This window comes from Streptomyces griseobrunneus, assembly GCF_046713465.1.
GTDB lineage: Bacteria > Actinomycetota > Actinomycetes > Streptomycetales > Streptomycetaceae > Streptomyces > Streptomyces microflavus.
Genome location: NZ_CP177080.1, coordinates 6,378,122 through 6,400,062 on the forward strand (window position 1 = coordinate 6,378,122; position 21,941 = coordinate 6,400,062).

At 72.8% G+C, this 21,941-nt stretch carries 21 protein-coding genes and 1 pseudogene; 13 read left to right on the forward strand and 9 right to left on the reverse strand.

The genetic code is table 11. The features are described from left to right. Positions 1-64 precede the first annotated feature (64 nt). The gene (locus ACK8N7_RS29005) at positions 65-295 is read left to right on the forward strand and encodes a hypothetical protein (RefSeq protein ID WP_015607807.1); all 231 of its coding nucleotides are present in this window, start codon (positions 65-67) and stop codon (positions 293-295) included. A 125-nt stretch (positions 296-420) separates the two neighbouring features. Here the strand turns inward: ACK8N7_RS29005 and ACK8N7_RS29010 are convergent, their stop codons facing one another. Beyond that, positions 421-1,629 carry a TerD family protein gene (locus ACK8N7_RS29010; protein WP_403217320.1) on the reverse strand — a complete coding sequence of 403 codons (1,209 nt, stop codon included), beginning with the start codon at positions 1,627-1,629 and terminating at the stop codon, positions 421-423. 109 nt (positions 1,630-1,738) lie between these two features. Next, complete coding sequence (locus ACK8N7_RS29015) at positions 1,739-1,960, reverse strand: hypothetical protein (RefSeq protein WP_015607805.1); 222 nt, start codon at positions 1,958-1,960, stop codon at positions 1,739-1,741. Between the two features lie 269 nt (positions 1,961-2,229). Between ACK8N7_RS29015 and ACK8N7_RS29020 the strand changes: the two genes are divergently transcribed. Then, the gene (locus ACK8N7_RS29020) at positions 2,230-3,204 is read left to right on the forward strand and encodes a 5-dehydro-4-deoxyglucarate dehydratase (RefSeq protein WP_500444508.1); all 975 of its coding nucleotides are present in this window, start codon (positions 2,230-2,232) and stop codon (positions 3,202-3,204) included. Continuing rightward, positions 3,201-4,376: a hypothetical protein gene (locus ACK8N7_RS29025; protein ID WP_500444509.1), complete on the forward strand. Its 1,176-nt coding sequence runs from the start codon at positions 3,201-3,203 to the stop codon at positions 4,374-4,376. Before ACK8N7_RS29020 ends, ACK8N7_RS29025 begins: the two co-directional genes overlap by 4 nt. Here ACK8N7_RS29025 and ACK8N7_RS29030 read toward each other — a convergent pair. Further along, positions 4,362-5,324, reverse strand: coding sequence for a LysR family transcriptional regulator (locus ACK8N7_RS29030; protein WP_403217328.1), 963 nt, complete (start codon positions 5,322-5,324; stop codon positions 4,362-4,364). The genes ACK8N7_RS29025 and ACK8N7_RS29030 overlap by 15 nt on opposite strands. Before the next feature lie 58 nt (positions 5,325-5,382). On the opposite strand from ACK8N7_RS29030, the gene ACK8N7_RS29035 reads away from it, so the two are divergent. The 5 genes and pseudogenes from ACK8N7_RS29035 to ACK8N7_RS29055 all read left to right on the forward strand — a co-directional run bounded on the left by ACK8N7_RS29035 (position 5,383) and on the right by ACK8N7_RS29055 (position 10,001). After that, entirely contained in the window at positions 5,383-5,556 is a 174-nt protein-coding gene (locus ACK8N7_RS29035) for a putative leader peptide (protein ID WP_356411238.1), read from the forward strand. A 176-nt stretch (positions 5,557-5,732) separates the two neighbouring features. Continuing rightward, positions 5,733-6,895 (forward strand): annotated as a pseudogene (gene sfnG / locus ACK8N7_RS29040) (dimethylsulfone monooxygenase SfnG). Positions 6,896-6,963: 68 nt separating this feature from the next. Then, positions 6,964-7,578: an NADPH-dependent FMN reductase gene (gene ssuE, locus ACK8N7_RS29045; protein WP_500444510.1), complete on the forward strand. Its 615-nt coding sequence runs from the start codon at positions 6,964-6,966 to the stop codon at positions 7,576-7,578. A gap of 70 nt (positions 7,579-7,648) precedes the next feature. After that, on the forward strand, positions 7,649-8,821 hold the full coding sequence (locus ACK8N7_RS29050) for an SfnB family sulfur acquisition oxidoreductase (protein ID WP_403217479.1): 1,173 nt from the start codon (positions 7,649-7,651) through the stop codon (positions 8,819-8,821). A 25-nt stretch (positions 8,822-8,846) separates the two neighbouring features. After that, the gene (locus ACK8N7_RS29055; RefSeq protein ID WP_403217332.1) at positions 8,847-10,001 is read left to right on the forward strand and encodes an LLM class flavin-dependent oxidoreductase; all 1,155 of its coding nucleotides are present in this window, start codon (positions 8,847-8,849) and stop codon (positions 9,999-10,001) included. Positions 10,002-10,067: 66 nt separating this feature from the next. Here the strand turns inward: ACK8N7_RS29055 and ACK8N7_RS29060 are convergent, their stop codons facing one another. Beyond that, positions 10,068-10,886: an alpha/beta fold hydrolase gene (locus ACK8N7_RS29060; RefSeq protein ID WP_500444511.1), complete on the reverse strand. Its 819-nt coding sequence runs from the start codon at positions 10,884-10,886 to the stop codon at positions 10,068-10,070. 176 nt (positions 10,887-11,062) lie between these two features. On the opposite strand from ACK8N7_RS29060, the gene ACK8N7_RS29065 reads away from it, so the two are divergent. After that, positions 11,063-12,550 (forward strand): NCS2 family permease, encoded by a 1,488-nt coding sequence (locus ACK8N7_RS29065; protein WP_500444512.1) that lies wholly within the window; start codon positions 11,063-11,065, stop codon positions 12,548-12,550. A 52-nt stretch (positions 12,551-12,602) separates the two neighbouring features. Here ACK8N7_RS29065 and ACK8N7_RS29070 read toward each other — a convergent pair whose 3' ends face one another. The 4 genes from ACK8N7_RS29070 to ACK8N7_RS29085 form a co-directional block, all read right to left on the reverse strand. Beyond that, positions 12,603-14,054, reverse strand: coding sequence for a peptidoglycan D,D-transpeptidase FtsI family protein (locus tag ACK8N7_RS29070; protein WP_403217338.1), 1,452 nt, complete (start codon positions 14,052-14,054; stop codon positions 12,603-12,605). Positions 14,055-14,168: 114 nt separating this feature from the next. Continuing rightward, on the reverse strand, positions 14,169-14,831 hold the full coding sequence (locus ACK8N7_RS29075) for a response regulator transcription factor (protein WP_403217340.1): 663 nt from the start codon (positions 14,829-14,831) through the stop codon (positions 14,169-14,171). Positions 14,832-14,856: 25 nt separating this feature from the next. Then, complete coding sequence (locus ACK8N7_RS29080; protein WP_403217342.1) at positions 14,857-16,137, reverse strand: sensor histidine kinase; 1,281 nt, start codon at positions 16,135-16,137, stop codon at positions 14,857-14,859. Then, on the reverse strand, positions 16,134-17,162 hold the full coding sequence (locus tag ACK8N7_RS29085) for a hypothetical protein (protein ID WP_500444513.1): 1,029 nt from the start codon (positions 17,160-17,162) through the stop codon (positions 16,134-16,136). Before ACK8N7_RS29085 ends, ACK8N7_RS29080 begins: the two co-directional genes overlap by 4 nt. A 166-nt stretch (positions 17,163-17,328) precedes the next feature. Here ACK8N7_RS29085 and ACK8N7_RS29090 point away from each other — a divergent pair, with 166 nt between their 5' ends. After that, a complete protein-coding gene (locus tag ACK8N7_RS29090) occupies positions 17,329-17,718 on the forward strand; it encodes a hypothetical protein (protein WP_403217346.1) in 390 nt (129 codons plus the stop codon). 125 nt (positions 17,719-17,843) lie between these two features. On the opposite strand, the gene ACK8N7_RS29095 is transcribed toward ACK8N7_RS29090, so the two are convergent. Then, positions 17,844-18,614, reverse strand: a complete 771-nt coding sequence (locus ACK8N7_RS29095) for an IclR family transcriptional regulator (RefSeq protein WP_031125548.1) — start codon at positions 18,612-18,614, stop codon at positions 17,844-17,846. A 196-nt stretch (positions 18,615-18,810) separates the two neighbouring features. Here ACK8N7_RS29095 and ACK8N7_RS29100 point away from each other — a divergent pair, with 196 nt between their 5' ends. The 3 genes from ACK8N7_RS29100 (at position 18,811) to ACK8N7_RS29110 (ending at position 21,864) form a co-directional block, all read left to right on the forward strand. Continuing rightward, on the forward strand, positions 18,811-20,331 hold the full coding sequence (locus ACK8N7_RS29100) for an aldehyde dehydrogenase (NADP(+)) (protein WP_403217348.1): 1,521 nt from the start codon (positions 18,811-18,813) through the stop codon (positions 20,329-20,331). Positions 20,332-20,385: 54 nt separating this feature from the next. Further along, positions 20,386-20,997, forward strand: a complete 612-nt coding sequence (locus tag ACK8N7_RS29105; protein WP_403217350.1) for a DUF1349 domain-containing protein — start codon at positions 20,386-20,388, stop codon at positions 20,995-20,997. Positions 20,998-21,147: 150 nt separating this feature from the next. Continuing rightward, entirely contained in the window at positions 21,148-21,864 is a 717-nt protein-coding gene (locus ACK8N7_RS29110; RefSeq protein WP_500444514.1) for a DsbA family oxidoreductase, read from the forward strand. Positions 21,865-21,941 lie beyond the last annotated feature (77 nt).

Sequence of the window (21,941 nt, forward strand, 5' to 3'; positions counted from 1 at the left end):
CTTCTGGGGCTCGGGCGGCAAACGGGCATGGCGTAGGGCCTTCACAGGGCGCATACTCGACTTAATGAAACAGTCAGCCGGCTCCCGGCGATACCTGCCTTCCAGTCCCTTCAACCGCCCGGCCCAGGAGGCCCCACCGGTCGAATGCTTCGATGTGGGCGACAGGGTGTCGCACGACCAGTTCGGGCTCGGCAGAATCCTTGCTGTCGAGGGCGACAACGACGCAGTCCTCATCGACTTCTCGGGGCGACAGGGGAGGATCCTGAGCCCGTACTCCAAGCTGACCAAGCTCTGAGACACCGGACGAGCACGAGCAGCGTCCGTCTTCTCCGGATCCGGGGCACCTGAATCACATCAGGTGCCCTGGATGCCGTTGTGGCCCGGCTCACCGCGCCCCGAGGGGCTACCGGGCCCCGGAGATCAGAGGGACTTGGCGGCGGGCTTCACCATGCCGCGTACGGTGCGTGACTTCACGAACTCGCCCATGGCCGTCATCTCCCACTCGCCGGTGAACTGCTTGATCAGCTTGGCCATCATGACGCCGGTCTGCGGCTCGGTGCCGGTCAGGTCGAACCTGACCAGCTCCTCGCCGGTGGCCGCGTCGATCAGGCGGCAGTAGGCCTTGGCGACCTCGTTGAACTTCTGGCCGGTGAACGAGTTCACCGTGAAGACCAGGCCCGTCGCCTCGGCCGGGATGCGGCCCAGGTCCACGACGATCACCTCGTCGTCGCCCGCGCCCTCGCCCGTGAGGTTGTCGCCGGAGTGCTTGATCGCCCCGTTCAGGATGGAGAGCTTGCCGAAGTAGCAGCTGTCCAGGTGGTTGCGGTTGGGGCCGTAGGCGATGACCGAGGCGTCCAGGTCGATGTCCTTGCCGCGGAACGCGGGCTCCCAGCCGAGGCCCATCTTGACCTGTGAGAGAAGCGGGGCGCCGCCCTTGACCAGGGAGACGGTCTGGTTCTTCTGGAGGTTCACCCGGCCCTTGTCGAGGTTGATCTTCGCCGCGGCCGCGGGCGGGGCGGCGGGCGGCGCCGGGGGAGCGGCGGGGGCCGGCGGCGCGATCCGCGGGTCGACCGGGGCGGCCACCGGAGCCACCGGAGCGGCTGCCGCCGGGACCGGCGTGGCGGCGGGCTCCTCGACCGAGACGCCGAAGTCCGTGGCGATCCCGGCCAGCCCGTTCGCGTAGCCCTGGCCGACCGCGCGGGCCTTCCAGGCGCCGTTGCGCCGGTAGATCTCGATGACCACGAGTGCCGTCTCGCCGCCCAGCTGGGGCGGGGTGAAGGTGGCCAGCGCGGTGCCGTCGTCGGCGTTGCGCACGGTGGCGGTGGGCTCGACGCCCTGGAAGGTCTGGCCTGCGGCGTCGGGGCTTGCGGTGACGACGATCTTCTCGATGCCCGGCGGGACCGCGGTGGTGTCCACCACGATGGCGTCGGGTGCGGAGCCCCCGCCGGCGCGGTAGGTCACTCCGGGGCCCGAGGGCTGGTTGTAGAAGATGAAGTCGTCGTCGGAGCGCACCTTGCCGTCGGCGGTGAGCAGCAGGCCCGAGACGTCGAGCCGCACCGGAGCGGCGACGTCCACCGCCACGCGGACGGCGGAGAGAGGGATGTTCGAGCCGGGGGTCATTGCGGTCATGCACGGGGTAACGAACGATCCCCCTTTGCCGTTCCCTTACCTTTGCGGCCGCCCGGCAGGCCGCCCTCCGAGACCCCCGCGCGCCCCTCCGAGACCGCCTGCGCGACGCTCAGCGGCGGTTGCGCGGGTGGTCGCGGGCCGTGCGTTCGTTGCCGTGCTTGTAGGCGCCGGTCCAGCGCGCCATCACCAGCTGGGCGTCGCCCGACGCCACCTCGGCCAGGAACTTCTCCGCCCGGCCGCCACGCAGGGTGCCCGCCGGACGGCCGTGGTGGGTGATGGTGACGCTCTGGCCGCCGTGCTGTTCGTACTGGAATCCGGAAGGTCTCGGCATGTCCGTATCCTGCCCGCCCGGCCGCCCCCGCGTCGCCGGGATTTCCACCGCCCGCCTCCTCGGAGGCGGGCGGCGGCCTGCGGTCCGGGCCCTGTGCGGAATTCTGGCTGTCGTTCATATGCGTGTACAGAGTTGAGGGGTGAGGTGAGTCGTCCTCAGAGGCTGCGTCCGTCTTGACCCGCCCTCCAGGGCTGCTTTAGCGTTGCGGTGTTCAGAAATATATACACGGATCAGAGTTGTGCACGCTTGAATCTGCTCAGGGAGCGCCCGTGACCTCAGCCCCCCTCGCCGCCCGGCTCAGCGAAGTCCCCGGGCCGCTCTTCTTCCCCGTGACGGCCTACGGCCCCGACGGCACCGTCGACCTCGACGTCTTCCGGGCCCATGTGCGCGCCGGGATCGACTCGGGCGCGGCCGCGGTCTTCGCCTGCTGCGGCACGGGCGAGTTCCACGCGCTGACCCGGGAGGAGTTCCGCCTCGTGGTCGCCGCGGCCGTCGAGGAGACGGCCGGGCAGGTCCCCGTCGTCGCGGGCGCCGGATACGGCACGGCCCTCGCCGTCCAGTACGCGCGGACCGCCGAGGAGGCCGGTGCGGACGGGCTCCTCGCCATGCCCCCTTACCTCGTCGTCGCCGACCAGGAAGGGCTGCTGAACCACTACGCGGCGCTCGCGGCGGCCACCGGCCTGGAGACGATCGTCTACCAGCGCGACAACGCGGTCTTCACCCCCGAGACGGTCGTCGCCCTCGCCCGGACGCCCGGGATCATCGGGCTCAAGGACGGCCACGGCGACCTCGACCTGATGCAGCGCATCGTCAGCGCGGTCCGCACCCAGCTGCCCGGTGACGCCTTCCTCTACTTCAACGGGCTGCCCACCGCCGAACTCACCGGCCTCGCCTACCGGGGCATCGGCGTCACCCTCTACTCCTCCGCCGTCTTCGCCTTCGCCCCGGACATCGCTCTCGCCTTCCACCGGGCCCTGGCCTCCGGCGACGACGCCCTGGTGAACGCGCTGCTCGACCACTTCTACCGGCCGCTCGTCGAACTGCGGGCCAAGGGGCGCGGCTACGCCGTCTCCCTGGTCAAGGCGGGCGTCCGGCTCCAGGGTCTGGACGTCGGCGAGGTGCGCACCCCGCTCACGGAACCGCCCGCCGCCCACGTCAAGGACCTCATCGAGATCGTCGCGAGCGGCCGCGCCCTGCTGGCGGAGCGGGCTTCCCAGGCGGACCCGGCGGGGGAGCGGGCATGAGGGCGAGCGCGTTCCTCTACCCGTGGGACGTGGTCGGGGACCCGGCCGCCGCCTCGCGTATCGCGGAGCTCGGCGTCCGGCAGGTCACCCTGGCCTCCGCCTACCACTCGACCCGGGCCCTGACCCCCCGCCACCCCGCCCACCGCATCGTCACCGCCGAACACGCCGCCGTCCTCTACCCGCCGGACCCGGACCGCTGGGCGGGGCGCGCCCTCACCCCGTACCGGCAGAGCTGGGTGGCGGGCGACGACCCCTATGAGGAGGCGGCCGAAGCGCTGACCGCCGCCGGTCTTGAGGTGCACAGCTGGGTCGTCCTCGCGCACAGCTCCCGCCTCGGCGCCGAGCACCCGGACACCTCGGTCCGCAACGCGTACGGGGACCGCTACCCCTGGGCCCCCTGCATCGCCCGTCCCGCAGTGCGCGCGTACCTCGTGGACCTGGCCGCGGAGGCCGCCGCCCGGCCCGGCGCGCGCGGCACCGAGCTGGAGTCCTGTGGCTGGTACGGCTTCGCCCACCTCCACGCCCACGACAAGGTCACCGGCGTCGGGCTCGGCGACGCGGCGCAGTACGCCCTGTCGCTCTGCTTCTGCGCGGAGTGCCGCCAGGGGTACGGGGAGGCGGGCGCCGACCCGGACGAACTGGCCGCCGCAGTCCGCCGCGCCCTGGAACCGGCCTGGTCCGGCAGCGGCTCCACGGAGTCCGGCTGGGACGGCGTCCACCAGCTCCTCGGCCCCGAACTCGCGGACGCCACCCTGCGCTGGCGCGGCCGGGTCGCCCGTACGTTCCAGGAGTCGGCCGTCGCCGCCGTACGGGCCGCCGCCCCGCCGGGCTTCCAGGTGCTGCTGCACGCCGACCCAGCCCCGTACCGCACGGGCGCCAACGTCGGTGTGGACCCGGGCCACATCCTCGATGTGGCGGACGGGGTGGTGTTGCCCTGTACCGGGCCCGACACCGTACGGGAAGCGGTGCTCGGGCCTTTCAAGGGCCGCACCGGCGTGGTCGCGGCCAACTTCGGCGTGGTCACCGGGATGGGCGGCAGCCCCCGCACCCTGGAGCGGGACGCGGCCCACGCCGCCTCGCTCGGGGCCGACCAACTGCGCCTGTACCACGCGGGGCTGGCCTCCGGACCGGACCTGGCGGCCGTCGCCGGCGCGCTGTCACGGATGGGGTGAGGCGGGCGGTTCAGGGAGGGGCAGCGCGGCGGCGGGCGTAGTTGCGCCCGTACGGTGCGCCTGCGCGCGCTCCACGAAGATCCGGTGCAGGTCACGGGCGGCCCGGGTCACCGAGCCCGAGCGGCTGCGCTGCACCACCAGCAGCACCGTGGTGGAGTCACCCTCCAGCGGGCGGCAGGTGATCGCGCCGGTGCGCTCCAGGGGGTCCCCGACCACGCTGTAGTCCGGGAGCACGGTGACGCCCAGCCCCTCCGCCACCATCAGCTTGCCCATCTCCGCGCCGTCGGCGGAGTACGAGAACGAGGGCACCCGGCCCTTCAGCAGCCGGTGGGTGAAGCGGTGCATCAGATAGCCGGAGCGCATCACGATCAGCGGCTCGCGCAGCAGGTCGTCCACCCCGACCGACTCCAGTGACGCCAGCGGGCTGTCGGGGCGCAGGCAGACGACCGGCCGCCCCCGGAGCAGCTCCGTGGTGTGCAGGTCGGGGGCCAGGTCGTCGCCCTCCAGATAGTTCACCAGGCCGAGGTCGACACCGCCCTCCAGCAGGGACCGGTGGATCACCGACTGCTGGGCCGCGATCACCTCCACCTCGGTGGCCGGGTGCAGCGCGTGGAACTCCCGGATCGCCGGCACGAGGAGGGGGACCGTCGCCGCGAACACCGTACCGAGCCGGACCGTACGGCTGGTGCGGTGCTGCTCGTCGGCGGCCCGGCGCAGCCGGTCGACCGCGTCCAGCACCCCGATGATGTGCGGCAGCAGCTCGCGCCCCGCATCGCTGATCGTCGCCCCCGACCGCTTCCGGTCCAGCACGGTCACCCCGAGCTCGCGCTCCAGGTTCCGTACGGTCTCGCTCAACGCGGGCTGTGACAGGTGCAGTTCCTCCGCCGCCCGGCGCAGGGACCCCAGCCGGGTGACCGCCTCGATGTACTCCAGCTGTTCGATCCGCACGGCGGCCCTTCCCTCGACCGGGCTTCGGTGAAAGGGAAACCCTATCGCTCCCTCGCCGATGCCTTCTCGACCTGGAGCGTTCCGGCACCCTACTCTGGGACCCGAAGGCGTCCCCGGATCACCGGGTGCCCGCCGCGGAACGCGAAAGGAGAGGGATGTGCGCTGCCTGACCCGTCGCCGCCACATCGACCTCGGCCGCGTTTCCAGCGCCTTCTGTTGTCGCGAAGTCTGAGGAACGCCTCCCTCCTTCGCGCTCCCGCGTACGCCGCGCACCTTTGCGTACGCCGTCGCGCCCGTGCGGTGACCACCGCACCCGGGACGCTCTCCTGCTCCCGCGCCCCTCGCCCCTGATCGGGTTTCTCGATCACCGGGGCCACCCCGCCGTGCCCAGCCCTCCGGGAGAACCGCATGTCCACTCCGCCCTCCGCCGACCCGGTCCGCTTCGCGTACTGGGTGCCCAACGTCAGCGGCGGCCTCGTCACCAGCACCATCGAGCAGCGCACCGACTGGGGGTACGACTACAACCGCGAACTCGCCGTCCTCGCCGAGAACAACGGCTTCGACTACGCGCTCAGCCAGGTCCGCTACATGGCCAGCTACGGCGCCGAGTACCAGCACGAGTCGACCTCCTTCAGCCTCGCCCTGCTGCTCGCCACCCAGCGGCTGAAGGTCATCGCCGCCGTCCACCCCGGCCTCTGGCACCCCGGCGTCCTCGCCGAACTGGGCGCCACCGCCGACCACCTGAGCAACGGGCGCTTCGCCGTCAACGTGGTCAGCGGCTGGTTCAAGGACGAGTTCACCGCACTCGGCGAACCCTGGCTGGAGCACGACGAGCGCTACCGCCGCTCCGAGGAGTTCATCCGGGCCCTGCGCGCCGTCTGGACCGAGGACCACGCCGAACTCGCCGGGGACTTCTACCGCATCCGCGACTTCACCCTGAGGCCCAAGCCGATCACCTCACCGCACCGCCCGCACCCGGAGATATTCCAGGGCGGCAACTCCACCGCAGCCCGGCAGATGGCCGGCCGCGTCTCCGACTGGTACTTCTCCAACGGCAAGGACTTCGACGGCGTCACCGAGCAGATCGACGACGTCCGCACCGCCGCCGAGAGCGCCGGACGCACCCCGCCCCGCTTCGGCCTCAACGGCTTCCTCATCGCCCGCGACACCGAGGCCGAGGCCCGCGACACCCTGCGCGAGATCGTCGCCAAGGCCGACACGGAGGCCGTCCACGGCTTCGGCTCGGCCGTCAAGCAGGCCGGGAGCTCCACCGCCGACGGCAAGGGCATGTGGCAGGACTCCTCCTTCGAGGACCTCGTCCAGTACAACGACGGCTTCCGTACGGGACTCATCGGCACCCGGAGCAGATCGCGGAGCGCATCGTCGCCTACAAGCGCCTCGGCGTCGACCTGCTGCTCCTCGGCTTCCTGCACTACCACGAGGAGGTCGAGTACTTCGGCAAGCACGTGCTGCCGCTCGTCCGCGAACTGGAGGAGAGCCAGGGCGTGTCCGGCGGATCTCGACCGGGTCCGCAGCCCGGCCCGGCGAACTTCCTGGACCCGCCCGGGTAACTCCCGGCCCCTCCCCGGCACTCCCGAACCCACCCCGTACCCCTGACCGCCTCCAGAGAAGAGGTCCCATGGCCACCGTCCTGTCGGTCTCCGGCAGCCCCTCCGCCACCTCCCGCACCGCCCGGCTGCTGCGCCACCTCGACGCCGACCTGAGCGCCCAGGGCCACGAGGTGATACCGCTCGACGTCCGTACGCTGCCCGCCGAAGCCCTCCTCGGCGCCGACTTCGCCCACCCCGAGATCGTCCGCGCCACCGAGCTGTTCGCCCGCGCCGACGGCATCGTCATCGGCACGCCCGTCTACAAGGCCGCCTACTCCGGACTGCTCAAGACCCTCCTGGACCTGCTGCCCCAGTACGCGCTCACCGGCAAGACAGTGCTCCCGCTGGCCACCGGCGGCTCCACCGCCCATGTCCTGGCGCTCGACTACGCCCTGCGCCCGGTGCTCTCGTCGATGGGGGCCGCGCACATCGTCCAGGGCTGGTTCGTCCTCGACCGGCACATCACGACCGGCGACGACGGGGGAGTGGTCCTCGACCCGGCCTCCGCCGCCCCGCTCGACCAGGTCGTCGCCCAGTTCGCCGCCGCCCTGGACCGGACCGCCCCCGCCGCGCCGGAACTGGACCGGACCGCCCCCGCCGCGCCGGAACTGGCCCGGACCGCACCCGTCCCCGCCACCCGCTGACCCCTATCCGTACCGCTCCTGGAGGCAGGCCGTGACCGCGCCGACCCGACGACCACCCATCACCGCGCGGGTGATCCGCGACGACGCCGAGGCGCTGCGCACCGCCGCCGGTCTCGCCGGGGAGTTCCGCCCAGGAGCGTCCGGGCGGGACGCCCGGCGTGAGCTGCCCCGCGCCGAACTCGACCGGCTCACCGCCACCGGCCTCCTCGCCATCACCGTCCCGGCCGAGCACGGCGGGGCCGACGTCTCCGCCGTCACCCTCGCGGAGGTCTTCCGGCTGCTCGCCTCGGCCGACGCCAGCCTGGCGCAGATCCCGCAGAGCCACTTCGCGTACGTCAACGTGCTGCGGCAGCAGGGCAGTCCGGAGCAGCGGGCCTTCTTCTTCGCCGAGGTGCTGGCCGGCCGCCGCTTCGGCAACGCCCAGTCCGAGGCCGGGACCAAGCACCTCCAGGACATCCGCACCCGGCTGGCGGACGCCGGGGACGGCTCGTACCTCCTGACCGGGGTGAAGAACTACTCCACCGGCGCCCTGTTCGCCGACTGGATCCCCGTTCTCGCCCGTGCCGAGGACGACCTGCTCCATGTCGCGTACGTCCCCGCCGACGCCCCCGGCCTCACCGTCATCGACGACTGGGACGGCATGGGGCAGCGGACCACCGCGAGCGGCACGGTCCGCCTGGAGTCCGTCCAGGTCCCCGCAGCCCACGTCGTCCCCCACCACCTCACCTTCACCGGCCCCCAACTCCATGGTGCGATCGCCCAGTTGCTGCACACCGCCATCGACGCGGGGATCGCGGCCGGGGCGCTGGCCGAGGCGGTGGATTTCGTACGGACCCGGAGCCGGCCCTGGTTCGAGAGCGGATACGGGAGCGCCGCCGAGGACCCCCTCCTCATCCAGCGTTTCGGTGAACTCGCCGTCCGCCACCGGGCCGCCGAAGCGCTGCTCGCGGCCGCCGCGCGGGCCGTGGACACCGCACGGGCCGGTCTGGACGACGACAGCGCGGCCGAGGCGTCGATCGCCGTGGCGGCGGCGAAGGCGTACGCCGGGAGCGCGGCGCTGGAGATCGCGGACGCGCTGTTCGAGGTCTCCGGGACGCGCGCCGCCCTCGACAGCCTCAACCTGCACCGGCACTGGCGCGACGCCCGCACCCACACCCTGCACGACCCGGCGCGCTGGAAGATCCAGCACATCGGGCGGTACGTCCTGAACGGCACCTGCCCGCCCCGCCACGGCCTGCTGTGACCTCTCACCCCTGTTCGGAGAAACGATGTCCCTCACCTTCCACTGGTTCCTGCCCACCAACGGCGACAGCCGCCATGTCGTCGGCGGCGGCCACGGCACCCCGGTCACCGCGGCGGGAGGCGACCGGCCGCCGACGGTCCGCTACCTCGCCCAGATAGCCCGCGCCGCCGAGGACGTCGGCTTCACCGGGGTGCTCACCCCCACCGGGGCCTGGTGCGAGGACGCCTGGCTGACCACCGCGATGGTCAGCCAGCACACCGAACGGCTGAAGTTCCTGGTCGCCTTCCGGCCCGGCTTCATCTCGCCGACGCTCGCCGCCCAGATGGCCTCCACCTACCAGCGGCAGACCGGGGGCCGGCTGCTGCTCAACGTCGTCACCGGCGGCGAGAGCCACGAGCAGCGCGCCTACGGGGACTTCCTGGACAAGGACGCCCGCTATGCCCGCACCGGCGAATTCCTGGAGATCGTCCGGCAGTTGTGGGACGGCAAGACCGTCGACCTGGACGGCGACCACCTCCACGTCGAGCAGGCCCGGCTCACCCAGCTCCCCGACCCCGTACCGGAGGTCTACTTCGGCGGCTCCTCCCCGGCCGCCGGGCGCGTCGCCGCCCGTCACTCGGACGTCTACCTCACCTGGGGCGAACCGCCCGCCCAGGTCGCGGAGAAGATCGCCTGGATCAGGTCTCTCGCCGCCGAGGAGGGCCGTACCGTACGGTTCGGCATCCGGCTGCACGTGATCACCCGGGACACCTCGCAGGCGGCCTGGGCCGAGGCGGACCGGCTGCTCGCCGGCTTCGACCCGGCGACCGTACGGTCGGTCCAGGAGGGCCTGGCGCGCAGCGAGTCCGAGGGGCAGCGGCGGATGCTGGAGCTGCACGGCGGCGGCCGGGACGGTCTGGAGATCCACCCCAACCTGTGGGCCGGCATCGGCCTCGTCCGGGGCGGCGCGGGCACCGCCCTGGTCGGCAGCCACGCGGAGGTCGCGGACCGGATCAGGGAGTACCACGCCCTGGGCATCGACGAGTTCGTGCTCTCCGGCTACCCGCACCTGGAGGAGGCGTACTGGTTCGGCGAGGGCGTGCTGCCCCGGCTGGCCGAGGCGGGACTGTGGACACACCCGGCGGGCCCGGCCCGGCCGGGCGGCGCCACGGAGATCCCGTTCGCGGGCGGGGCGCGGTAGGCGGTGCGGAGGCGGGGCGCGGTACGGCGGGTGGGGGTGGCACTCGGTGAGTCGGACGGGCCGGGGTCACCGGCCCCGTTCCACCAACCGCCTTACTTCCTCGGCCAGTTCCGCCGCCGAGGTGGTGAGCACCAGGTGGTCCGCCTCCGGCAGCCCCGCGAGGCCGGGCGGGTTCTCCAGCAGCGCCCGCAGGTCGCCCGCCGCGTCCTCCAGCTCACGCCCCCGGGTGCGGGTCATGGCGACCGTGCACCCCTCGGCCCGCATGTCGGCGGCGGCGTCGGGCGGCAGGGCGGCGGTGAGGGAGCGGTAGGCGCGGCCCAGCAGCCCCAGCCGGGCCATCAGCACCGTCGCCAGTTGCCCGACCCGCTCGGCCCGCCGCATCGAGGGCTGGAACAGCAGGTCGCACGCCTCGTCGGAGGGGTCCACGAGCACCAGCCCCGCCACCCGCGTGGGCCGGGCGGCGGCGGCCAGCCGCACCAGGGGGCCGCCCCAGCTGTGGCCGACCAGGACGTAGGGGCCCTCGGGGCCGAGGTGGTCCAGCAGACCGCCCAGGTCCCCGGCGAGCGTGTGCAGCCGGCGCGGGACCCCGGCCGGGGCGGCGGGGCTGCGGCCGAGGCCGCTGCGGTCGTACACCACCGTCGGCGCGACCTCGGTGAGCGCAGCCTGGACGGGGGCCCGGTACGAGCGCCCGGCGGCGAGCCCGCCCTCGAAGACCACGGTGGGTACGGTCCCCGCTCCGGCCGGGCCCGCCAGCCGCCGGTAGTACAGCTCCCGCCCGTCGCGGGTGCGCGCGATCCCCGGTTCGCCCTGGCTGTGGGCGGGGACGATGGCTTTGCCGCGTCCCGTCCCGTGCTCTGTCGGACCCCATTCCCGCGCCTCCCGCACACACTCGGTCGTGGACGCACCGCCGGGCGTCAAGTAAGGCAAAGTTAAACTAAGTTGGCGTGCGGGGGGCTCCTCGCTTCCCGGCAAGGCGTAACACGACGAAAACCTGAACTCCCCTCCCTGACGGAACAATCCAGCTACCCATCACCACCGGATGTCCGTCACCGAGGAGCGCCATGCCCGAACCGTCCCCGACCACCCCGGACGAGCCCACAGCCCCGGACGAGCCCACAGCCCCCGAGGCGCCAACTCCCCCTCCGGGCAGCGCCGTCGACCGCTACTTCGCCATCACCGCCCGGGGCTCCACCTTCGCGCGCGAGATACGCGGCGGGTTCGCCACCTTCTTCACGATGGCCTACGTCCTGGTGCTCAACCCGATCATCCTCGGCTCGGCCGAGGACAAGTTCGGGGCGCAGCTCTCCGGCCCCCAACTGGTCACCGCCACTGCCCTGGTGGCCGCCGTGATGACCGTCATCATGGGCGTCGGCGGCAACCTGCCGCTCGCCCTCGCCGCCGGGCTCGGCCTCAACGCCGTGGTCGCGTACCAGATCGCCCCGCTGATGAGCTGGCCCGACGCCATGGGCCTGATCGTCCTGGAAGGGCTGCTGATCTGCGTCCTGGTCGTCACCGGCCTCCGCGAGGCGGTCATGCACGCCATCCCGCCCGCACTCAAGCAGGCGATCAGCGTCGGCATCGGCCTCTTCATCGCGTTCATCGGCTTCGTCGATGCCGGATTCGCCACCCGCATCCCCGGCGAGACCGGCTCCGTCCCCGTCCAGCTCGGCGCCACCGGCCACCTCTCCGGCTGGCCGATCCTGGTCTTCTGCCTCGGGGTGCTGCTCACCGTCGCCCTGCTGGCCCGCAAGGTCCGGGGCGCGCTGCTCATCAGCATCGTCGCCATGACCGTGGTCGCGATCGTCATCAACGAGATCGCCGACATCGCCCCGGCCGCCTGGGGGCTGACCGTCCCGGCCGTACCCGCCGACCTCGTCGCCGCCCCCGACTTCGGGCTGCTCGGCGCCTTCAGCCTCTTCGGCGCGTTCCAGCAGGTCGGGATCATCACCATCGTCCTGCTCGTCTTCACCCTGATCCTCAGCGACTTCTTCGACACGATGGGCACCGTCGTCGGCGTCTCCAGCGAGGCCGGACTGCTCGACGAGAACGGCAAGGTCCCGAACCTCGGCCGGGTGCTGCTCATCGACGGGGCCGCCGCCGTCGCCGGAGGGGCGGCCTCCGCCTCCTCCAGTACCTCCTACATCGAGTCCGCCGCCGGGGTCGGGGAAGGCGCCAGGACCGGGTTCGCCTCGCTGGTCACCGGCGGACTCTTCGCCGTCGCCCTCTTCCTCACCCCGCTCGCCACCGTCGTCCCCGCCCAGGCCGCCGCCCCCGCGCTCGTCGCCGTCGGCTTCCTGCTCATGGCGCAGGTGCGGCACATCGACTGGGAGCGGTACGAGATCGCGATCCCGGCGTTCCTGACGATCGCGGTGATGCCGTTCACGTACTCGATCACCAACGGCATCGGGGCCGGGTTCCTCGCGTACGTCGTCATCCAGACCGCCCTGGGCCGGGCCCGCCGGGTCCACTGGCTGCTCTGGGGCTCCTCGGCGCTGTTCGCCCTCTACTTCGCGATCGACCCGATCGAGCAGCTGCTCGGTGTGAAGTAGCGGGACGCCGTACGGGGGCCGGTGCGCGCGGTCACCGGCCCCCGTGACCGGCTCACCGCTCCAGCGCCGCCTTCATCATCTTCTGCGCGATCGGCGCCGCCAGGCCGTTGCCGCTGACCTCGGAGCGGGCCGAGCCGGAGTCCTCGACGATCACCGCGACGGCGACCTCCTTGCCGCTGCTGTCGTCCTTCGCGTACGAGGTGAACCAGGCGTACGGGGTGTTGCTGTTGTCCACACCGTTCTGCGCGGTCCCCGTCTTTCCGCCGACCTCGGCCCCGGCGATCCTGGCGTTGGTTCCGGTGCCCTCCTCGACGACGGTCACCATCGCGCTGCGGAGCTGCTCGGCGGTCTTCTCCTCCACCACCCGCTTCGTCTCCCCGTCCCCGGTCTCCTCCAGCGCGGAGCCGTCCCCGTCGGTCACCGACGACACCATGTGCGGCGCGGCCAGCTCACCGCCGTTGGCGAGGGCCGAGGTGACCATCGCCATCTGGAGCGGGGTGGCGGTGACCTCGAACTGGCCGATGCCGGTCAGCGCCGTCTGCGCCTTGTCCATGTCGGTCGGGTAGACGCTCTTGGAGGCCCGCACGGGGACGTCCAGCTTCTCGGTGTCGAACCCGAACGCGTCCGCCATCTCCTTGACCTTGTCCTGGCCGAGGTCGGCGGCCGCCTTGGCGAAGACGTTGTTGCAGGAGTACTGGAGGGCGGTGCGCAGGGTCGCGTTCTCGCAGGGGGCGGAGGCGTTCTCGTTGCGCAGGACGGTCCGGGTGCCGGGGAGGGTGTATGGGTCGGGACTCTCGGTCGCCTCGTCGACCGACCCGTAGAGACCGTTCTCCAGCGCCGCCGCCGCGACCACCAGCTTGAACGTGGAGCCCGGCGCCAGGGGCTGCCGCAGCGCCCGGTTGACCAGCGGCTTCTCCTTGTCGTCCAGCAGCTTCTTCCAGGCGTCGCCGTTGTCCGTACCACTGATCTTCGAGGGGTCGTACGAGGGTGTGGAGACCATGCCCAGGATGCGGCCGGTCTTCGGGTCGATGGCCACGGCCGCGCCCTTGTCGTCGCCGAGCGCCTCGTAGGCCGCCTTCTGGACGCCCGGGTCGATGGTGGTGAGGACGTTGCCCGGGGAGGCCTGCCTGCCGGTGATCAGGTCCGCCGGGTTCTTCAGCCGGTCGTCCGTGCCGTCCAGGACGTCGCTGTAGATGCCTTCGAGCTGGGTCGCCCCGTACGCCTGCGAGCTGTAGCCCGTCACGGCCGCGTAGAGCTCGCCCTGCGTGTAGGTCCTCTTGTACCGGAGGTCGCCGCCACTGGTCCCCTTCGATCCGGTGACCGGCGAACCGGCCACGATGATGTCCCCGAGCGGCTGCGCGTACTGCGCGATGGTGTTCCGCCGGTTGTGCTCGTCGTCTGCGAGCGCCTTGGCCTCGTAGCCCTGCACCCACGTCGCCCGCACCAGCAGGGCGAGCACCATGAGCAGACAGAAGACCGAAGCGCGCCTGATTGTCTTGTTCATCCCGCTGGAGGGACGAGCGGGGCCGCTCCGGCCGTTCCCGGTTGTGCCGCTTCTCACCGATTTCTCACGTGGCCCACAGGGCTGTGAAGGCCGGGCCGGGGTGGGGGCCAGGGCTCAGCCCGGCGTGATGAACCCGGACTCGTACGCCGCGATGACCGCCTGCGTACGGTCCCGGGCACCGGTCTTCGCGAGGACCGCCGCCACATGGGACTTCACCGTCGCCGGACCCACCGCGAGCCGCCCCGCGATCTCCGCGTTGGTCAGCCCGGCCGCCATCAGCCGCAGCACGTCCGCCTCCCGCCCGGTCAGCCGCGCCACCCACGCCGGGGCGCGTGCCTCCCGCCGGCCGGCGTGTTCGGCGGCCAGGGTGCGTACCGCCGCCGGGTAGAGGAGCGAGTCGCCGCACGCCACCAGGCGCACCGCCCGCACCAGCTCCTCGGCCGCCGACCGCTTCAGCAGGAACCCGGCGGCTCCGGCGTGCAGGGCGTCGTACACGTACGCGTCGTTCTCGAAGGTCGTCACGACGACGATCCGCGGCGGATCCGCCAGGGTGGCGAGGATCTGCTCGGTGGCCCGGATCCCGTCGATCTCCGGCATCCGCACGTCCATCAGCACCACGTCGGGCCGCAGGGCGCGCACCACGGAGACGGCCTCCGCCCCGGTGGCGGCCTCCCCGACCACCTCGATGCCCTCCTCGGCGCCCAGGATCGCGCGCAGCGCCGTACGCACCATCTCCTCGTCGTCCGCGACCACGACCCGGACCGCCGCCCCGCTCATGACTTCCCCTCGGTCGGCGTCCCGCTCATGACCGCTCCTCGCCGCGCGCCGTCAGCGGCAGCCGGGCGGTCAGCCGCCAGCCGCCGTCGTACGGCCCCGCCTCGCTCCGGCCGCCCAGCAGGGCCGCCCGCTCCGCGATGCCGCGCAGCCCCCGCCCGCCCCCGGGACGCACCACCGCGGGCCGCTCGCCCAGTGGGTTCTCCAGCACGATCTCCAGCTCCCTCTTCCGTACCGCGATCAGCAGCCGCACGGGGGAGGTGCCGCCCCCGCCGTGCCGCAGGACGTTGCTCAGCCCTTCCTGCACGATCCGGTACGCCTCCCGGGAGACCACCGGCACCACGCTTCCCGGGTCGCCCTCGCGCTCGTACGCCACCGGCACCCCGCAGCGCTTCAGCAGCCCGTCGAGCGCGTCGAGCCCGGGCCCGTACGCCGCCCCCTCATCCCCCGTCTCCCCGCTCCCCGGCTCCCCTTCCCGGCGCAACAGCCCGACCATGGAGTCGAGTTCGCCGACCGTCCGCCGCGTCGTCTCCTCGATCGCGGTCAGCGCCCGGCGGACGAACTCCGGATCGCGGTCCAGGACCCGGCGGGCCGCCCCCGCCTGGAGGGTCACCGCGCTGAGGGCGTGGCCCACCGAGTCGTGCAGCTCCCGGGCGAGCCGGTTGCGCACGGCCAGGTCCGCCGCCCGGCGCTCGGCGGCGGCCAGCCGGTCCTCGGGCGTCGGCCCGAGCAGCACCGGCACCCACCGGGCCAGCAGCTCCCCGGCGGCGGCCACGACCAGCGCCATCGCCACCAGCATCGCGAGCCCGGCGAACGGCGCGAGGACCAGGGCCCACGGCTCCAGCAGCGGTTCGGGACCGGCCGCCCGCCAGGAGTCGCGCAGCGCCGCCGAGAAGGGGAGCCCCGTCACCGCGACGGCGAACGGCGTCAGCGCCAGCGTGATCCCGCTGATGATGCCGCCGAGCGCCAGATGCACCGTGAACCAGGCGGCGGCCCGCACCCGGGCCTGCCGGGTCCGGGCGGGCCCCTCGGCCAGCAGCGCCGGCGGGACCCCGCACAGGGCCCGGGCCGCGGCCACGGACAGCGGCCGGACGAGCGGGAAGAAGCCGCTGACCGCCACCATCGGCAGGGCGCAGGCGAACGCGGCGAACTGGGCGGGAGGGGACGAGAAGAGCTCCGCCCCGCCGCCCATCATGCTGACCAGGACCGTGCCGACCAGGAAGTACGGCATCAGCAGCGCGCCGCCGATGATCAGATGCAGCCAGCGCAGCCGCGCCCGCCGCCCGATCAGCGGGGCGAGCAGCCTCACGCGAGGGTGCCGGAGGTCTTGGGGGCCGCCGCGCGCTCCGCGAGGAGGAGCGCGACCGGCGTCGCGATGAGCGTCCCGACCAGCATCTGCACAGCGTAGATCAGCACCATCGCCGTCGTCGGCCGGTCCGCGATGTCGCCCGCACCGACCAGGGCGGCCAGGCTCAACCACCCTCCCCAGCAGGCCACTTGCGCCGATCCGGCCCAGACCAGGACGAGCGGCACCCGCAGAGGGAGCCGGCCGCCGCGCCGGAACGCGAGCAGCAGCACCCCGGCGACGGCGACGGCCACGAAGAGCGCGTTGACGGCTTCGATCACATAAAAGTCGCTGGTGCGCCCGGCCACCAGGCCCTCATTGAGCCCGGCGGTCCACCCGGAGGCCCAGAACAGATGGGCGAGGCCCGGGGCGAGGGCGACCAGGGCGGCGGCCACGGCGGTGACCCGCAGCACGGGGGAGGCCGGAGTCCAGGGAAGGTCCCGCAGCCGGCCCTGCCAGAGGTGGCCCCAGCGCTCCTTGGCGTACAGAACGAAGAGGGTGCCCAGCGCGACCCCCTGGGCGATGAAGCCGCCGTAGACGATGCCGAAGACCCACGGTTCGAGGAACGGGTCGCCACCGCCCCCGCCGTCCCCACCGGACGTCTGCCCGCCGTCGCCACCGAGGAGCCGGACGGTCATCTGCAGCGGATAGGCCGTCATGATCGGCAGCAGCAGACCGCTCGCCACCCACATCGGCACCACCAGCAGCCAGGCGGGCACCCGCAGCCCCCAGGGCCGGGTGAGCAGCAGGGCGAGGACGACGACGCAGGCGTCCATCAGGACCGTGACCCCGTTGCCGACGACCAGCAGGGCGCCGCCGTCCAGCAGCGGACTCCCGTCCGGGATGCCGACCCGACTCCCCGCCATCCAGGCGGCCTTGAGACCGACGTAGGGCACGCAGGACACGATGGCGAGAGCCCGCGCCACGGTGCGGACCCGGTCGATGCGGTACGGGGGTGGGGGCGGGGCGGAGGTCCGGTTCGCTGTCATGGTGCCCACGCTTCCGTGGAGCCCGGCCCCGCACGTCCTGCCCGGCGACGATCCGTCTCCGCCGTGCGGGGGAGAGAGGCGCTCCCTGGATGATCTGTTCCAAGGGGTCGGTGAGCGTTGCTCGTCTCCGCAGCCACCCCTTGGACCACACCACCAGGAGGAATCAGTGGCATACCCGCAACAGCTCACCCCCGAGGAGAAGCTCGCCGACGCGAAGAAGCTGTTGAGCCTCCCGCGTATCGTCGTGATCTGCGGCTCCACCCGCTTCATGACCGAGATGACCGAGGCCGATCTGCGGGAGACCGAAGCCGGAAGGATTGTCGTCAAACCGGGCTGTGACCTGAAGTCGCCGCACGAACTCTGGTCCGATCCTGTCGAGGCCGAGGCGCTGAAGGCCCGACTCGACGATCTGCACCGGGCGAAGATCCGGCTCGCCGACGAGGTGCTCGTGGTCGGCGACTACATCGGAGACAGCACCCGGGCCGAAATCGCCTACGCCCGGTCGCTGGCCAAGCCCGTGCGGTTCACGCACCCCGAAGTCGACCCTGACGCCTGACCGCATCAGGACGCCGCCGGGCACTGCGCTGATCCGCGCCCGGGGGGCGCCGAACGCGGCGCGCTTGCAGGAGCAGGGCTGACCCGCGACGTGCGGGAGCTTGCGCGCGCACGTCGGTATCCCGGTCAGAGCCTGCGCGTGGCGAGGGTGAGCCGGTCGCGGGCGTCCAGCAGGGCGTCCTTGACCGTCTGCTCGTGGCCGGGGGTGAGCCGGGCGACCGGCACCGAGCAGCTGATCGCGTCGCGGGCGGGCGTCCGGTAGGGGATCGCCACGCCGAAGCAGCGCAGGCCGAGGGTGTTCTCCTCGCGGTCCACCGCGTACCCCTGCTCGCGGACCAGGCGCAGCTCCTCGATGAGCTTCTCGCGGTCGGTGATGGTGTGTTCGGTCAGCGCGGGCAGCGTCTCGGGGAGCATCTTGCGGACCTGCTCGTCGCTGTGGGTGGCCAGCAGCGCCTTGCCGAGCGAGGTGGAGTGGGCGGGCAGCCGGCGGCCGACCCGGGTGAAGGGGCGCAGATAGTGCTGGGACTGGCGGGTGGCGAGGTAGACCACGTTCGTCCCGTCGAGCCGGGCCAGGTGGATGGTCTCCGTGGTGTCGTCGGAGAGCCGGTCCAGGGTGGGCCGGGCGGCGGCCACGACCTCGTCGCCGTCGATGTAGGAGGTGCCCACCAGCAGGGCGCGCACTCCGATCCCGTACCGGGTGCCCGTCGCGTCCGTCTCCACCCAGCCGAGCTCGACCAGGGTGCGCAGCAGCATGTAGAGGCTGGACTTGGGGTAGCCCACGGCCTCCTGGACGGCGGCGAGCGAGTGCATGCCGGGGCGCCCCGCGAAGTATTCGAGCAGCTCCACCGTCCGTACCGCGGACTTGACCTGTGCCCCACCGGACTCGGCGACCGACATCGCCCCACGCTCCTTCTTCGGCTTCTTCGGCCTTCGGCTCTGGGCCCGAAAAGCTCGCCACCATGGATTGCCAACACGGAACGCCCGGAAATAGAGTCCGAGCACATTCACGATCAGGAACTCTGTTCAGAATACCGAACGCTTGCTGATGTGCGGCCCCGCTTGCGAGGACCGCCGGAACCCGGAGGGAATCACGGTGAGTGCAGCACCAGTCTGGAGTGTCGACCCCCGAAGCGGGAACCCGCGCGAGCAGGTTGCGGTGGAGGCTACGGCCGAGGAGGTCGACCGGGCGGTCCGGGCGGCCCACTCCGTACGCGACGCCCTGGCCGACCGCACGGCACGCGCCGCGTTCCTGCGTACGGCCGCGGAGCTGCTGGAGGAGTCCGGCCCGCACATCATCGAGGCCGCCGACGCGGAGACCGCCCTGGGCCCGGCCCGGCTCACCGGAGAACTCGCGCGCACCGCAGCCCAGTTGCGGGCCTTCGCGGAGGTCGTCGACGAGGGCGCCTACCTCGACATCCACATCGACCACGAGGACGGCTCCCGCACCCCGCCCTGGCCCGACCTGCGCCGCTACAAGATCCCGCTCGGGGTCGTCGCCGTCTACGCGGCCAGCAACTTCCCGCTCGCCTTCTCCGTCCCCGGCGGCGACACCGCCAGCGCCCTCGCGGCCGGCTGCCCGGTCGTCGTCAAGGCCCACCCCGGCCACCCGGCCACCTCCGAACTCTGCGCCTCGGTGCTCCGCCGCGCCGCCGCCCGCACCGGGCTGCCCGAGGACGTGGTGACCCTGGTCCACGGGTTCGACGCGGGCGTCGAGCTGGTCCGCCACCCGCTGGTGAGCGCGGCGGGCTTCACCGGTTCCGTACGCGGCGGACGCGCCCTGTTCGACGCGGCGGCCGCCCGCCCCGCCCCCATCCCCTTCCACGGCGAACTCGGCTCGCTCAACCCGGTCGTCGTCACCGCGGCGGCCGCCGCCGAGCGGTCCGAGCAGATCGGCGCCGGGCTCGGCGCCTCCATGACCCTGGGCGTCGGCCAGTTCTGCACCAAGCCCGGCTTCGTCCTCGCCCCGTCCGGCGACGCGGGCGACCGGCTGGTGAAGGCCCTCACCGGGACGGTCAGCGACACCGGCTCCGGCGTGATGCTGGACCACCGGATGCGGGACGCCTTCGTCGCGGGCGTACGCGAACGGGCCGCCCTCCCGGACGTCGAGACCCCCGTCACCCCCGGCGCGGGCGGCGAGCACACGGTCTCCGCCGGATTCCTGACCGTACCGGCGAGCCGGCTCACCGCCGAGGGCCCGCACGACGCGCTCCTGGAGGAGTGCTTCGGCCCGGTCACCGTGATCGCCCGGTACGGCTCGAAGGACGAGGTCGCCGCCGTCCTCGCCCGGCTCCCCGGCAACCTCACCGCCACCCTCCAGACCACCACCGAAGGCGACGACCCGGAGGCGGCCGCCCTCCTCACCGCCCTCACCCCGCTCGCCGGCCGCATCCTGGTCAACGGCTGGCCGACCGGCGTCGCCGTCGCCCCCGCCCAGCACCACGGCGGGCCCTACCCGGCCACCACCTCCCCCTCCACCTCGGTCGGCGCGACGGCCATCGAGCGCTGGCTGCGCCCGGTGACGTACCAGAGCACCCCCGACCCGCTCCTCCCGCCGGAACTGCGCGAGACCAACCCCCTGGACCTGCCCCGCCGCGTGGACGGCCGCCCCGCATGACCCCGCACCTGGACGGACGCCGTACATGACCCCGCACCTGGACGGATTCCGTGTATGACCCTGCACCTGGACCAGCTCCCTTTCGCCCTGGACGCCTACGGCCCCGACGGCCGCTGGACGCACGCCGACGGCATCCTGACCGGCCGGGCCGGACCCGGCCAGGACCTCTTCGTACCGCCGTCCGCCGACACCCCGGCCCCCACCACCGACGCGCCACGCCTGCTCGGCGCGGTGGGGGACGGCGACTTCCGGCTGCTCGCCCGGGTCCGCCCCGGGCTGGCCGCCGCGGGCGACGCCGGGGCGCTCCACCTCCACCTCGGGGACCGCGACTGGGCCAAACTCTGCCTGGAGCACTCCTCGGGCCTGGCGACGGTCTGCAGCGTCGTGACCCGGGGCCACTCCGACGACGCCAACGCGTTCGTGGTGGAGGAGGACAGCTACTGGCTCCGGCTCAGCCGTACCGGCAACGCCTACGCCTTCCACGCCTCCGCCGACGGCGAGACCTGGACCTTCGTCCGCGTCTTCACCCTGGGCACGGCGTCGGAGCGGGCGGCCGCCCGGGCCGGCTTCCTGGTGCAGTCCCCCACGGGGGAGGGGTGCGGCGCGGTCTTCGACCGGATCGCGTTCACGGCCGGGGGAGTGGAGAACCTGCGCGACGGGCGGTGACGCGGGGGCCGTCGCGGAGCGGCGACCGTGACTGCCGGGTCCCGGGAATCACCTGGTCAGGTTCGGTGTTCGACCGAGTGGTCCGTCCTGCGGAGGAACATCTCCGCACCCCGTCCGCGACCCCCGCGACCCCTGGAGAGAAGAAGAGTCATGCGCGTCGAGATCTGGTCCGATATCGCTTGTCCCTGGTGCTACATCGGCAAGGCCCGCTTCGAGAAGGGCCTCGCCGAGTTCGCCCACCGGGACGAGGTCGAGGTCGTGCACCGCTCCTTCGAGCTCGACCCCGGGCGGGCCAAGGGGGAGACCGAGCAGGTCATCGACATGCTGGCCACCAAGTACGGGCGGACCCGCGAGGAGGCCGCCTCGATGGAGGCCAACGTCGCGGCCAACGCGCAGGCAGAGGGGCTCGGTTACCGCACCGAGGGCCGTGACCACGGCAACACCTTCGACATCCACCGGCTGCTGCACCTGGCGAAGGCCCGCGGCCGCCAGGACGAGCTGCTGACCCTCGCCTACCGGGCCAACTTCGCCGAGGCGCGGTCCGTCTTCGACGACGACGTGCTGCTCGCTCTCGCCGTGGAGGCCGGGCTCGACGCCGACGAGGCGCGTTCGGTGCTCGCCGACCCCGAGGCGTACGCCGACGAGGTCCGGGCGGACGAGCGCGAGGCGTCGGAGCTGGGCGCCAACGCGGTGCCGTTCTTCGTGTTCGACCGGCGGTACGGGATCTCCGGCGGTCAGCCCTCCGAGGTCTTCGTCCAGGCGCTGGAGCAGGCCTGGAAGGACCGCCCGGTCACCTCGCTGACCACCGTCGGCGGCGACGCGGCGGCCTGCGACACGGACGGGGCCTGCGAGGTCCCGAAGGGCTGAGCCCTCCTCCGCGTATAAGAAAGCCTTGGGTGTGCCCCGTGAATTCTGGCAATTGACTATGAGACCCGGGGGCTCCA

Bases quoted from the DNA above. Each gene is read 5' to 3' on its own strand.
- ACK8N7_RS29105 (WP_403217350.1), top strand. From the start codon at position 20,386: ATGACCCTGCACCTGGACCAGCTCCCTTTCGCCCTGGACGCCTACGGC.
- ACK8N7_RS29070 (WP_403217338.1), bottom strand. From the start codon at position 14,054: ATGAACAAGACAATCAGGCGCGCTTCGGTCTTCTGTCTGCTCATGGTG.
- ACK8N7_RS29025 (WP_500444509.1), top strand. From the start codon at position 3,201: ATGAGGGCGAGCGCGTTCCTCTACCCGTGGGACGTGGTCGGGGACCCG.
- ACK8N7_RS29095 (WP_031125548.1), bottom strand. From the start codon at position 18,614: ATGTCGGTCGCCGAGTCCGGTGGGGCACAGGTCAAGTCCGCGGTACGG.
- ACK8N7_RS29010 (WP_403217320.1), bottom strand. From the start codon at position 1,629: ATGACCGCAATGACCCCCGGCTCGAACATCCCTCTCTCCGCCGTCCGC.
- ACK8N7_RS29110 (WP_500444514.1), top strand. From the start codon at position 21,148: ATGCGCGTCGAGATCTGGTCCGATATCGCTTGTCCCTGGTGCTACATC.
- ACK8N7_RS29005 (WP_015607807.1), top strand. From the start codon at position 65: ATGAAACAGTCAGCCGGCTCCCGGCGATACCTGCCTTCCAGTCCCTTC.
- ACK8N7_RS29075 (WP_403217340.1), bottom strand. From the start codon at position 14,831: ATGAGCGGGGCGGCGGTCCGGGTCGTGGTCGCGGACGACGAGGAGATG.
- ACK8N7_RS29015 (WP_015607805.1), bottom strand. From the start codon at position 1,960: ATGCCGAGACCTTCCGGATTCCAGTACGAACAGCACGGCGGCCAGAGC.
- ACK8N7_RS29055 (WP_403217332.1), top strand. From the start codon at position 8,847: ATGTCCCTCACCTTCCACTGGTTCCTGCCCACCAACGGCGACAGCCGC.
- ACK8N7_RS29065 (WP_500444512.1), top strand. From the start codon at position 11,063: ATGCCCGAACCGTCCCCGACCACCCCGGACGAGCCCACAGCCCCGGAC.
- ACK8N7_RS29035 (WP_356411238.1), top strand. From the start codon at position 5,383: ATGCCTTCTCGACCTGGAGCGTTCCGGCACCCTACTCTGGGACCCGAA.
- ACK8N7_RS29085 (WP_500444513.1), bottom strand. From the start codon at position 17,162: ATGACAGCGAACCGGACCTCCGCCCCGCCCCCACCCCCGTACCGCATC.
- ssuE (WP_500444510.1), top strand. From the start codon at position 6,964: ATGGCCACCGTCCTGTCGGTCTCCGGCAGCCCCTCCGCCACCTCCCGC.